General features: G+C 57.5%; 13 protein-coding genes. 12 read left to right on the top strand and 1 reads right to left on the bottom strand.

Annotation, left to right across the window (positions count from 1 at the left end; genetic code table 11):
* The first annotated feature begins 53 nt into the window (after nucleotides 1–53).
* The 7 genes from gspG to gspM all read left to right on the top strand — a co-directional run bounded on the left by gspG (nucleotide 54) and on the right by gspM (nucleotide 4567).
* On the top strand, nucleotides 54–518 hold the full coding sequence (gene gspG / locus ASD8599_RS19370) for a type II secretion system major pseudopilin GspG (protein WP_281261569.1): 465 nt from the start codon (nucleotides 54–56) through the stop codon (nucleotides 516–518).
* A complete protein-coding gene (locus ASD8599_RS19365; RefSeq protein ID WP_108830428.1) occupies nucleotides 503–952 on the top strand; it encodes a type II secretion system protein in 450 nt (149 codons plus the stop codon). Before gspG ends, ASD8599_RS19365 begins: the two co-directional genes overlap by 16 nt.
* Entirely contained in the window at nucleotides 940–1302 is a 363-nt protein-coding gene (locus tag ASD8599_RS19360; RefSeq protein ID WP_108830427.1) for a prepilin-type N-terminal cleavage/methylation domain-containing protein, read from the top strand. The genes ASD8599_RS19365 and ASD8599_RS19360 overlap by 13 nt, the downstream gene beginning before the upstream one ends.
* Entirely contained in the window at nucleotides 1299–1955 is a 657-nt protein-coding gene (locus ASD8599_RS19355) for a type II secretion system protein GspJ (protein WP_108830426.1), read from the top strand. The genes ASD8599_RS19360 and ASD8599_RS19355 overlap by 4 nt, the downstream gene beginning before the upstream one ends.
* Entirely contained in the window at nucleotides 1952–2866 is a 915-nt protein-coding gene (gspK, locus tag ASD8599_RS19350) for a type II secretion system minor pseudopilin GspK (RefSeq protein WP_108830425.1), read from the top strand. The genes ASD8599_RS19355 and gspK overlap by 4 nt, the downstream gene beginning before the upstream one ends.
* A gap of 82 nt (nucleotides 2867–2948) precedes the next feature.
* On the top strand, nucleotides 2949–4088 hold the full coding sequence (gspL, locus tag ASD8599_RS19345) for a type II secretion system protein GspL (protein ID WP_108830424.1): 1140 nt from the start codon (nucleotides 2949–2951) through the stop codon (nucleotides 4086–4088).
* Entirely contained in the window at nucleotides 4085–4567 is a 483-nt protein-coding gene (gspM, locus tag ASD8599_RS19340; protein ID WP_108830423.1) for a type II secretion system protein GspM, read from the top strand. The genes gspL and gspM overlap by 4 nt, the downstream gene beginning before the upstream one ends.
* A 3-nt stretch (nucleotides 4568–4570) precedes the next feature.
* Here gspM and ASD8599_RS19335 read toward each other — a convergent pair whose 3' ends face one another.
* Nucleotides 4571–5086, bottom strand: coding sequence for an outer membrane protein assembly factor BamD (locus tag ASD8599_RS19335; protein ID WP_108830422.1), 516 nt, complete (start codon nucleotides 5084–5086; stop codon nucleotides 4571–4573).
* Between the two features lie 99 nt (nucleotides 5087–5185).
* Here ASD8599_RS19335 and ASD8599_RS19330 point away from each other — a divergent pair, with 99 nt between their 5' ends.
* The 5 genes from ASD8599_RS19330 to ASD8599_RS19310 all read left to right on the top strand — a co-directional run bounded on the left by ASD8599_RS19330 (nucleotide 5186) and on the right by ASD8599_RS19310 (nucleotide 11970).
* A complete protein-coding gene (locus ASD8599_RS19330) occupies nucleotides 5186–5674 on the top strand; it encodes a hypothetical protein (RefSeq protein ID WP_108830421.1) in 489 nt (162 codons plus the stop codon).
* 147 nt (nucleotides 5675–5821) lie between these two features.
* Nucleotides 5822–7774 carry a secretin N-terminal domain-containing protein gene (locus tag ASD8599_RS19325; RefSeq protein WP_108830420.1) on the top strand — a complete coding sequence of 651 codons (1953 nt, stop codon included), beginning with the start codon at nucleotides 5822–5824 and terminating at the stop codon, nucleotides 7772–7774.
* Nucleotides 7716–9218, top strand: a complete 1503-nt coding sequence (locus tag ASD8599_RS19320; protein ID WP_108830419.1) for a GspE/PulE family protein — start codon at nucleotides 7716–7718, stop codon at nucleotides 9216–9218. Before ASD8599_RS19325 ends, ASD8599_RS19320 begins: the two co-directional genes overlap by 59 nt.
* Complete coding sequence (locus ASD8599_RS19315) at nucleotides 9215–10417, top strand: type II secretion system F family protein (protein WP_108830418.1); 1203 nt, start codon at nucleotides 9215–9217, stop codon at nucleotides 10415–10417. The genes ASD8599_RS19320 and ASD8599_RS19315 overlap by 4 nt, the downstream gene beginning before the upstream one ends.
* A 155-nt stretch (nucleotides 10418–10572) precedes the next feature.
* Nucleotides 10573–11970, top strand: coding sequence for a selenium-binding protein SBP56-related protein (locus ASD8599_RS19310; protein ID WP_108830495.1), 1398 nt, complete (start codon nucleotides 10573–10575; stop codon nucleotides 11968–11970).

The following is an 11970-nucleotide window of genomic DNA, read 5'->3' as shown; positions in this document are numbered from 1 at the left end:
CATGGACAACGTCGTAAAAGCGATCCTATCATGTGCGGGATATAAAGGGCGACATGATGTTGAAACAGCGCAAACATTGCAAATCCGACGCCGCGCGTGATGCGGGATTTTCCCTTTTGGAACTTATGGTTGTGGTCGTGATCTTGTCGATCCTTGCGCTTGTGATCGTACCGCGGGTGATCGACCGCCCCGATCAGGCACGCGCCGCACGCGCCCAATCCGACATCGCAGCCATTGCCAGTGCTGTGAAGCTTTACAAGCTGGACAACCTGACGTTCCCGTCAACAGAACAGGGTTTGCAAGCCTTGGTCACTCAACCGGCCACGGATCCTGCCCCGGCCAATTGGGCAACTAGCGGCTATATGGATCGTTTGCCTGTTGATCCGTGGGGCCAACCCTATCAATATCTGACGCCAGGCGTGTTCAGCAAAGACTTTGATGTTTTTAGCTATGGCGCTGACGGGGTCGAGGGGGGCAGCGGTGCGGATGCTGACATCGGATCATGGGCGGTGAATTAGAACCCGCCACAAAAAACACGACACACCAAACGGGCATCACCTTGGTGGAGCTTCTGGTTGTGGTTGCTATTCTGGCTGTTTTGGCTGTCGGGGCAGGGATCGCAACCACTTCGCAGCAAGGTACGACCGATCTGGCTTGGTTTCGCACACAATTCGATACAGCCCGTGCCCTTGCCATTCAAAGCCGGCAAAGTCGCGGGTTGTTTGTCACCCAAAGCGCAATCAGCACCGCCAAAACCACCCCTGAAGGCTGGGCAAAAGGTACCCCGCGCAATTGGAAATCCCGCGTGTCTTTGCGCAGCATCAGACCGCAAACCGGGGCCCCTGACATCATCATGCTGGCCAACGGGCAAACCACACCATTCGCGATTACCTTTGACGATGGCGTGTCGTGTCAAAGCGATGGCTGGACGGGGCTGTCATGCACAAGATGAGACGTGACACAGGGCTGACTTTGCTTGAGCTGGCGATTGCGGTGCTTGTACTGTCCATCGGGGCATTGGCGGCCATTCGCGCATCGGATCAAGCGCGTGTGTCGATTGGCGGGGCGCAGGATCGTGTTCTGGCGCAGGTCGCCGTACGCAACCGCGCCGAGGAACTGCACCTGTTGGGACATGCTGCGGTTTTGCCGGACTTTATCACTTTGAACGGCACGCGCTTTGATCTGCGCCGCACATCCAAAGCAACAGCGAGTGGGCTGCGTGAGGTGACAATTATCGCACAATCCGGGCGCGGGCCGGGGGCTGCCCTTGTGGTGTATTTGCCTGATGGGACAGGGGGATGAGACACCGCCGCGATCAAGGTCTTAGCTTGATGGAACTGGTGGTGGCCATGGCCGTGTTCGCTCTGGTCGCAGTCATGGGGTTGCAAAGCCTGACAGGGCTTTTGCGCAGCCGCGATCAACTTGTGCGTACGGGCGACGCGGCGTCAGAACTGGGCGCGGGCCTTGCGATGCTGCGCCACGATATGGATGCTGTTGTGCCAATGCTGTTCTTTCCACCGGAACGGGCCACGCCCCTGTCTGCGCTGACAACCGACGCCTCCGGATTTGCGATGTCTTTGGGTGGACAGCCGGGGTTCGGCGCCACCGGAACAACCAGCAGTACCCAGCGCAGCCAGTGGCAGTTGGACAAAGCCACGGGCACTTTGCACCGACAAGTGTGGTCCGTGTTGAACCCGGCCAAAACATCGGCACTGATGCCGCAAATTGCTGTTCTTCAAGACGTCACAGACCTGCGCTTTCGCAGCTATTGGTCTGGCTTGGGGTGGCGCGACGGATGGGCCAACCCCAACGGGTCTTTCGCGCCACCCTTGGCGGATGGGGATCAGACTGGCGGCGCGCCCGAAGTCTATTCGGACACATTGCCCCGCGCCATAGAGATCACGGTAGACACCAAGCACCACGGTGCCATTCGATTGGTGGAGACGCTGCAATGAACCGTGATCGCGGATTTGTCTTGGTCAACGCATTGGTTCTGGTGGCTGCCATGGCCGCAGCAGCCGTTTTCTTGTTGTCACGGTCTGAGACAGGGCGCGCACAAATCCATGCAGCCCAAACCGCCGACCAATTGACAGCCTATCTTGATGCATTTGAGGCATTGGCCCGTCAGACATTGAACCGTGACGCATCTGCAGCCGGCACCGACCATCTGGGCGAAGGGTGGGCGCAAGACGTGCAATCGGTGCCGTTGGACCGCGGCACCGTGCGTGGCAGTGTGCATGACATGCAGGGGCGTTTTAACCTTAATTGGTTGACGAACGCCGAAGACACTGCCGCCAAAACTGCATTCGATGATCTGGTGCAGCGCCTTGGGGTGTCGGATCAAACGGTCACCGCGATCCTTGCCTTTATGGAGCCCGGTGGACAGGGCGCACGCAGCGCTTTCGCGCAATTGACGCCACCGATAGACCCTGTGGGCGGAGCTCTTTTGCATATCGACCAATTAAACGGAATGCCGGGCATAGATGGCGCACAGCTGGACCGGTTAAGGCCTTATATCACAGCGCTGACAGGGGCTTTGCCTTTGAATATCAACACGGCCTCTGCGACTGTGGTGCGCGGTTTTTTCCCCGACACGAAACCAAGCGTCGTAAACGCAGTGCTTGCAGGCAGAAAATTGGACCCGTTTCCATCAGCCGATGCGTTCTTGGAGGCAATCGAAGCCGCCCAAGGCGCCGGATTGGGTGAAACCTTTGACAGGGGGCGCTTTGATGTGGCGTCGGACTGGTTCGAAATGGAAGCGACGGCGGCATTGAACGACCACAGCGGCAGCCGCAAAGCTGTGATGTTTCGCCAGTCTTTGCCTTTGGGCGCAATCGTGACTTACCGCGTCAGCACATATCCATGATGATATCCAAGTCAGACCCCATTGCTAAACCTTGCGTGGGGCGGCATCTTTGCGCGACACCCTTTGAAAGGCCCGCTTCCACGTGACGCGCCCATCCACATCCATTTTTGGCGCAAGCTTCGTTGACCTAAACGCAGACACAGCGCCCAAGTCCCGCCAAGTCGCTTTGGTGCCGGGGGCTTTGGTGCCGGTGCTGCCACTGGACTTGCCATCGGGTTTGCGCGGCGAAGCACGTGAACAAGTGGCGCGCAGGCAAGTTTTGGACCGGATGGGGCTAGACGACAAAGCTGTCGAAATCCGCCCGTTCCATGGTCTTAAGGACAAGGAAACGTGGTCTCACGTGTTGCTGGCCGACGCCGCATCTTTGGCCGGGTGGCGCAAGTTGGGACAATCGTGCAAGGCCGTGCTGCCTGATTATCTGGCTCTGCCGACAGCTGATGGAGTCTGGAGCTTTGCCGCCAGTACAGACGGCGTCGCGGTGCGCTTTGGGCCACACGACGGGTTCAGTGCAAATGTTGATGTGGCCTGTGCCATGCTACGGCGCAAATTGCGCAACAGTCGCCCCGAAAAGATGGTGCGCGTTGGGCCGGATGTGCCGGCGATCGAAACTGTGTTGGCAGATGAAGACATCGCCGTGTCAGATGATCAGACGGGCCTGAAATCCCTAAGCCACAGTGAAATCAGCTTTGATTTGCGTCGTGATCCGCGGCAAGCGCGTGTGCGACTGCGGCGCAAGGTATTGCCATGGCGGTGGCCTGCATTGATCGGGGGGGTGGCCGCTGCTGTTTGGGCTGCGGCACAGATCATTGAAACACGCACGATTGAAGCCCGCTCCGCAGCTTTGGCCGCTGAAACCCGCGCGTTGGTGCGCACTCATTTCGTTCCAAACGGCCCGATCCTTGATGTACGCAGTCAAGTCAGCCGTGCCATCGTGAACGCACAGGTTGCGGCAGGGCAGGGGCAATCCCAAATCACCGCTTTGACGTTGTTTGCCCGCGCCAGCACAGTGATTGCCGATCAATCCGCCACAATCGAGGCCGTGACCTCAGCCACGCCGCGCGAAGTGATCTTGGTGCTGCGGGTGGCGGATTTTGCAGCCTCTGATCAATTGGCGGATGCACTGCGCGCGGCCGATCTGAACGTAGACGTGATTGAATCGCGCGTCAGCGACACCACAAGCGGTGTGCGCAGCGAACTGCGTGTGACAGCGGTGGCCTCATGATCGAATTTTTGTTGAAACGCACCCACAGCGAACGCCGGATTCTGGCCGTTCTGGGGTTGGTCGTGGTGCCGTTGGCTATCGCGTTCGGGGTTTTGTTGCCCCTTCATGACGCAAAAGAGGCCGCAAAAGAGGCCGAAGCGCGCACGGCTGCATTGCACATCTGGGTGGCGACCCGTGCTGTGGACGCGGCAGCGCTTGGCCCTGTAAAGGACACCACACCCAAAGCCCCTATCGGGTCCAGCGGCATCGAAGAGCGCCTGATCGACGCTGGCCTGCGTCCCTTCATTAGCGATTTGGGGGTGCGCGACGAAGGCGTGATCGAATTGCGTTTCGACACGGTGACGTTCACGCAATTGGCCAATTGGCTGTCAGACAATGAAACCGACTGGGGCTATGATCTGACGAGTTTCCGGTTTGAAGCGCTTGACGCGCCGGGCAAGGTCAGCGCCAGTCTGGTGCTGACACCCTCAGACGCTTAAACTTTACAAAGCCTTGAGGCGCACAGCAATGCTGGCGCGTCGACCGGCCAAAGCACCAAGGGGATCCATCTTTGGATGTGATTTAAGCACCGAAGCCATCGCTTTGTCCGCTTGGCGCAGCAACTGCTTGCCGGTTTTTGTGTCGCCCTTTGCCAGAGCTTTCAACCCCAGTTCGTGGTCTGCAGTCGCCTGTACCGTCAAGGCTGCGGCCCGTGCGTCACCGGATTGGCTGCTGGACAGGCCGCGGGCTTCTTTTGCGGCCGCCGCAAAATTACCACCGCGCAAATAACTGTGGGCCAGTTCAAGCCGGATGCGGGGGGCCAACGACCCTGAGACGGGCAAAAGGCGCGTGTACGCCTTTGAGGCCTGATCGTAGCGCCCTTTTTCCAATGCGTCGCGGGCACCGGAATATTGGGCCTGAAAATTGCCCTGACCAAAAATTGCGCCTTCGTCACAACTGACAAGCGCCAAAACAGACAGACTGGCAAAGCCAACCCGAAGACATGTGAAAACCTGCATTTACCTGCTCGAATTTTATTATTTTATTACCCAACCCCTACCATGCAGACACCGTTTCGTCCACAATTGCACAAGGAAGATGGGTGCGGAGACAGCATTATGCGGCTGATTGCTGCGATTATGACACTGGTCGCTTTGGCGGCAGCCGCGGTTGCGGGGCAAAAATTGCATCTTGCTTTAACCACGTCACCCGCCCAATCCAAAGGCGTGACAGCAGCCAACGCAGCGCTGGCGGAACCTGCAACAGCGACCCGTCAGGACCTGTCTTTTCGGTGGGCGTCTGTTTTTGGGGAATTGCAAGCACCAACTCTGTATCAGGAACCTCAACCCACTGAAATCACAGATGAACAAGCCGCACCCGCTCCGACTGGCCCGCCCATTGAAGCGCTTGGATATGCCTTGAAGGGCGTCGTTCGTGCCGGACGCAGCGTGTGGGGTATGGTGTCACATCCGACAGGTGATCAGGTGGTGCGTGTGGGCGATGATTTGGCCCAAGGCGTCACCGTGCGCAAAATCGACGAAGCGGGCCTTTGGATCGACAATGGCGGCGAAGAGCTAATCTTGCTTGGGTTCGCGACCGAGGGTTGAAGATGGCAGCACGGCCACAGCCTGCGCTTTTTGGCATTTTATGATGCGAAAAGTGGCGTGATGCGTTACTATAGACAAAAATAACATGGCAATCAGTCAGACGTGCGGCACAAGAACCGTCACCTGACAGGCAGGCAGAGAGCAGTCATGACTTATACATTTACCCTACGGGCCACATTTCTGGCCTTTGTTTTGCTTGTGTCACAGGCCGTTTTTCTGGCCCTTTCTACCGCGCCTGCATCGGCGCAAGTGCGGCTGAATTTGCGTGACGCAGATCTTGGCAACTTCGTTGAAATCGTGTCGGAAGCGACAGGCCGCAGCTTTGTGCTGGATTCCGGTGTGCGCGGCACAGTCACGGTCTTGTCCGCTGAAACGCTAACCGCTGACGAACTGTACGAGGTGTTTTTAAGCGTGTTGGAAATCAACCGCCTAACGGTTGTAGAGGGCGGCAGCGTCACGCGCATCGTGCCCATGAATGTGGCCCGCGAACTGGCCACAGGTGACGTCGACATCACCCAAGCCGGGTTTGAGACCCGCATCATAGAAGTGCAAAACGTGCCTTTGACCGAAATCATCGACGTCATTCGCCCGCTTTTGCCTGCCGAAGCTGTGTTGACCCCTGTGCCTGGCTCAAAGCTGTTGATCCTGTCGGATCGTGGCCAAAACCACGCCCGTATCGCAGCCCTTGTACGACGTCTTGATAAGCCCCGCGAAAAGCCGATTGAAATGATCCGTTTGCGCAATGCCAATGCAGGCGAGGTGCTGCAAGTCATTCAGTCCATGGACATTATCCCCGATGGGGCTGCCGTGTCCGTTGACCGCAGGTCTAACGCGCTTGTGGTGTCTGGCCCCGATGATCTGCGTCAACGGCTGCGTATTCTGGCGTCCCGTTTGGACACCCAGCGCAACAACGTCACCTCTACTGCAATCCAGTTGAACTATGCCGATGCAACGACATTGGCGGATGTCGTTTTGCGCGCCATCAACAACGAAGTGCCCGTGGAAGGCCAAGCGCAAGTTCGCATCGTGCCCGAAGCGCAAACCAACACGCTTTTGATTACCGCCCCCGAAGAACGCTTGGCCGACATCGCCAAGATTGTGCATTTTCTGGACCGGCGCCCGACGCAAGTTCTTGTCGAGGCGGTCATTTTCGAAATGTCGGTAGACGGCTATGCAGATTTGTCGGCGCAGTTCGGGGCTGTGTTGAACAATGCCGTTGTGGGCGGTGTCGAATTTGCGCTGGAAGGGCGACCGAGCCTGACTGGGTTGGTATCGTCTGTATTAAAGAATGAAGTGCCATCGACTGGCGGCGGCGGGTCCATCGCTGTGGGCGCGGGCAGCGGCGCCAAAGGCATAGCGGGGCTTTTGACGGCCATTTCATCAACCACCTCGACGCGCCTGTTGTCCACACCATCCATTCTGACGCTGAACAATGAAGAAGCCGAAATCGTGGTGGCGCAGAACGTGCCATTTGTCACCGGATCATTCAGTCAAGTGGGCGAAAGCAACCAACCAGACAACCCGTTCCAGACGATTGAACGCCAAGACGTGGGCCTAACCCTGAACGTGACCCCCCAGATCAATGCGGACCGCACAGTGCGTCTGCAAATCAATCAAGAGGTCTCGAGCCTGACCAGCAATTCTTCGGCTGCGGGGGGTGAAATCACCGCGCGCCGTGCCTTGTCCACCACCGTTCTGGTGCGCGACGGTAATGTCATTATGCTGGGTGGTTTGCTGGAAGACGGGTCGGGGTCGGTGTCGCAAAAGGTTCCGGGCCTCAGCCGTTTGCCAGTGTTGGGGGGGTTGTTTCGGGGTAAGCGGTCAGACCAGAACCAACGCGTGTTACTGGTGATGCTGCGCCCGCGCGTGGTCAAAACCGACGCAGAAGCCAAACGCCTGACCCAAGAAGCCGCACGCGAAGCCAAACGCGCAAGCCTTGCATTGAAGGCCCCGGATGGTGGACAGTATCCGCGCACGCCTCAGGGCGCGTTGCCCTTTGACGGGGCGGATTTGAACCAACCTTTTGACGCCGGATTTGTCGATGACTTTGCCCAAAGCAGAAACTACCCTCCGCTCCCAAGCAGGCTCCGCTTCGATTGATCGTCTGCCCTTTGCGTTTGCCCGCGACCAGCAGGTGATTTTGGATGGCACGCAACTGATTGTGGGGCCATCGGCCACGGATATGGGTCTGCGCGAAGCCCAAAGGCGCGCATCTGGCATTGGGGCGGCTCTGACGGTTCTGGATAGCACCGAAACGGATTTTACAGCCGCATTGAACCGTGTGTATCAGGCGGGCAGCGATGCCTCTGATACTGGTTTATCCTTTGATCTGGCCGAGACCGCAGGCCCCAACCGCCAACCTGATTTGCTGGAAGACAGCAGCGATGCGCCTGTCATTCAGCTTGTGAACCAATTGCTGCGGCGTGCTGTGTCTTCTGGTGCATCGGATTTGCACATTGAACCCTATGAGGGCGGATTGCGGGCGCGTATGCGGGTGGACGGGTTTTTGCAAAAGATCATGGATCGCAATGACGTGCCAGTGCGCCGCGTTGTGTCGCGCCTGAAGGTTATGGCGGGGCTGGATATCGCAGAAACGCGCCTGCCCCAAGACGGGCGCATCCCGCTGTCGATGGGGGGGCGGATGATTGACACGCGGGTCAGTTCACTGCCCGGCAATTATGGCGAACGCATCGTTTTGCGGATTTTGGATCGCTCTGCCGGCTTGATGGAACTGACCGATCTTGGGTTATCAGACCGACAAGTGGCCCTGTTGGAACGCATGTCGGCACTGCCCAACGGCATCATTCTGGCCACTGGGCCCACGGGCGCGGGCAAAACCACAACGCTATATTCGCTGTTGAAACTCGCCAACCGGGACGAGCGCAACATCGTCACCGTCGAAGACCCCATCGAATATGATTTGCCTGGCATCAGCCAAAGCCAGATCAACGCGGACATTGGCATGACGTTCGCCAACGGGCTGCGCGCCACGCTGCGTCAGGACCCCGACGTGATTTTGGTTGGCGAAATCAGGGACGCGGAAACCGGCAGCGTGGCCGCACAGGCCGCTTTGACGGGGCATTTGGTATTTTCATCGCTGCACGCAAATGGATCGGTTGGTGCGGTGGTACGTTTGCGCGACTTGGGGCTGGATGATTTTCTGATTGCGGCGACCTTGCGGGGCGTTGTGGCCCAGCGGCTGTTGCGCCGATTGTGTTCCGAATGCACAGCGCCGCGCGCTTTAACCACATCTGAAACGGCCCTGTTCACACGGCACGGCATTGATGTTCCCGCCCATCTGAACGAACCCGTGGGCTGCGATACATGTGGCCCGTCGGGATATTTGGGGCGCGTTGGTATTTTCGAGATGATCGAAGTTGGCGAAGCGTTGCGCGGCGCCATTGATGCAGGCGCAAATGAAACCCAGATGCGCGCTTTGGCACTGAAGGAAAGCGAAACGCTGTTCGGGCAAGGACTGGAACAGGTCGCGGCCGGACACACAAGCCTGTCCGAGACATTGCGCGTGGTGGGGGACGTGGCATGAAGGCTTTCGCCTATGTTGCCTTTACCGAAGACGGCAAGCGCAAGGCAGGCACCGTTGTGGCCGAAACCGAAAGCCAAGCCTCTGCGCAGTTGGGCGGGCAGGGGTTGTTTGTCTCTGAACTGACCGCCCGTTCGGAGAAAAGCCAACGCTTTACCACAGGGCGCCGTGCTGCTTTGAACCCTGATCTTCAGGCCGTTTTCACCCGTCAGATGGCAGTGCTTATGGATGCCGAAATGCCTATAGAAGCCGCGTTGGAGGCCGTGCGCCAAGGGGGACATCCCGCCCTTGATACAGTCGCTGCCAAAGCCCGTGCTGCCCTAATGGACGGGGCGACTTTATCTGATGCGCTGACCGTGTCCGGCGCGGGATTTGCCCCCTATTATCTGGCGTCGGTTCGCGCAGGCGAGGTCGCAGGCAATTTGGCGGGTGTGTTTGGTGAACTGGCCGACTATCTGGAAGCCCAAAGCATCGACAAGGCACAGATTTCTACTGCCCTGATCTATCCTGCATTTGTGGCGGCCGTGTCCTTTTTGGTCTGTGGGATTTTGATGGTGAACGTGGCCCCGGAAATCGTGGCCATGTTCGAGGTTTCGGGGCGGCCCTTACCGCAAATCACCCGCACCGTTCTGGCAGCCAGCACATGGATCCAGAACAACTTTTTGATACTGGCGTGCGTTGCTTTAGTCTTGGTCGGCCTTGGTGTGGCCTCTGCCACGGTTCCCGCTTTGCGCCAATCCCGCGACCGCTTGTTTTTGCGGTTGCCGATGGTCGGCCACTTCATGCGCCTGTCTGCGGCTGTGCAATATTTGCGCACCCTTGCGTTGGTGTTGGCCAGCAAGAACACCGTTCCAAGTGCTGTTGAAAACGCCTCTGATGTGCTGGATATTGCCCAGTTCCGATCTGAGGGCGCACAAGTGTCGGATGCGATCCACAAAGGCGAAACCCTGTCCAAAGCATTGGAACACTTAACGATTGTTCCCCCCGTAGCCCGCCAGCTTATCATGGCTGGCGAAGCATCCGTGCGCATAGCACCCATGACCGAACGCGCCGCGATGCTGGTGGAAAACGGGCTTTCGACCGAACGCAAACGCATCGCCGCTTTGCTAGAGCCGATGCTGATGATGCTGGTTGGTGCGTTTGTGTTGGTGATTGTGTTGGCAGTGCTGCTGCCTATCTTTGATTTGCAGGCGATGGTTTAGAATTCTGTTCCGCCATGACATCTTCAGGTGGAACTTATTTCTTGTTTTTGATCCAGACTTAGGCAGAGTGATCTACACGAGGAGCGGACTGGTCCAAAGGGACCCAAAAAGACGACCATCGAAAAACGATGCGCCATGTCAATTGGGAGGACAAAATGAATTTACGACCAGACCCGACGTTTCACGCGTCGCCAAAGCTTGCGATGCAAGCGCCTGTTGAAAACTTTGCCTTTACCGTGATGCTTAGTCCCGATGGGTCGCAGTCCGACGGAATCGCTGTTGTCGATTTGCGTGAAGGCAGCGACACGTACGGCGAAATTGTGCATCAGGTGATTGTACCCACAAAAGGGGACGAATTTCACCACTTTGGCTGGAACGCCTGTTCGTCGTCTTTATCCCCTTTGACAGGCCATGCCTTTCTAGAACGCCGCTATCTGATCGTGCCCGGCATCCGGTCGTCGCGTATTTTCATCATCGATGTCAAGGAACCCTTGAAGGCGAAAATCCACAAGACCATCGAACCCGAAGAAATCTTTGAGAAGACGGGGTATTCGCGCCCCCACACTATTCATTGCGGTCCCGAAGGCATTTATGTTTCGACCCTTGGCGGTGGCGGTGAAGATGGCACCGACGGCCCTCCCGGTATTTTCATCATGGATTGCGAGACCTTCGAAATCATTGGCCGCTATGAAATGGACCGCGGCAAGCAAGACAAACACTATGATTTTTGGTGGAACCTGCCGCAAGATTACATGGTCAGCTCTGAATGGGGTCTGCCGCCGCAGTTTGAAAACGGGGTCGTGCCCGAAGACCTGCTGTCCAACAAATACGGCCATTCCATCCATTTCTGGGACCTGCGTGCGCGCAAGAATATCCAGACCATGGACTTTGGTGAAAACTACCAGATGGCGTTGGAAATTCGCCCCGCCCATGATCCCACCAAAACTTACGGCTTCTGCGGCGTGGTCGTAGACACCAGCAACCTGCAAGGCGCGATCTTCACGTGGTGGCGGGATGACGATGGGGTATGGCAGTCCAAGAAGACCATCACCATCGATCCGCGTCCCGAAGACCCCGCGAACCTGCCGCCTTTGTTGCAGGGCTTTGGTGCTGTGCCGCCGCTGGTCACCGACATCGACCTCAGTCTGGACGACAAATATCTGTATGTCGCCTGCTGGGGTCTGGGCGAAATGCACCAATATGACGTCACTGACCCGATGAACCCCGTCCTTGCAGGCAAGGTGGAACTGGGCGGCATCGCCAAAGGTGAAAACCATCCCAACGGCAAACCCTTTGCCTATGGTCCGCAAATGGTCGAGGTCAGCCGCGATGGCAAACGTGTGTACTGGACGAATTCGCTTTATTCCACATGGGACGACCAGTTTTATCCAGACGACGAAGGTGGTCAGATGGTCATGGCCAACAACGATGAGAACGGATTCCATCTGGACCCAAAGTTCTACATCGACTTCCCCAAAGGCTATCGCAGCCACCAAATCCGGCTAGAGGGCGGCGACTGTTCCACAGACAGTTTCTGTTATCCATCGGTCTAA

This window comes from Ascidiaceihabitans donghaensis, from assembly GCF_900302465.1.
Lineage (GTDB): Bacteria > Pseudomonadota > Alphaproteobacteria > Rhodobacterales > Rhodobacteraceae > Ascidiaceihabitans > Ascidiaceihabitans donghaensis.
Note: the sequence above shows the minus strand (reverse complement) of the source record. Positions and strands in the feature narration are given on the sequence as shown.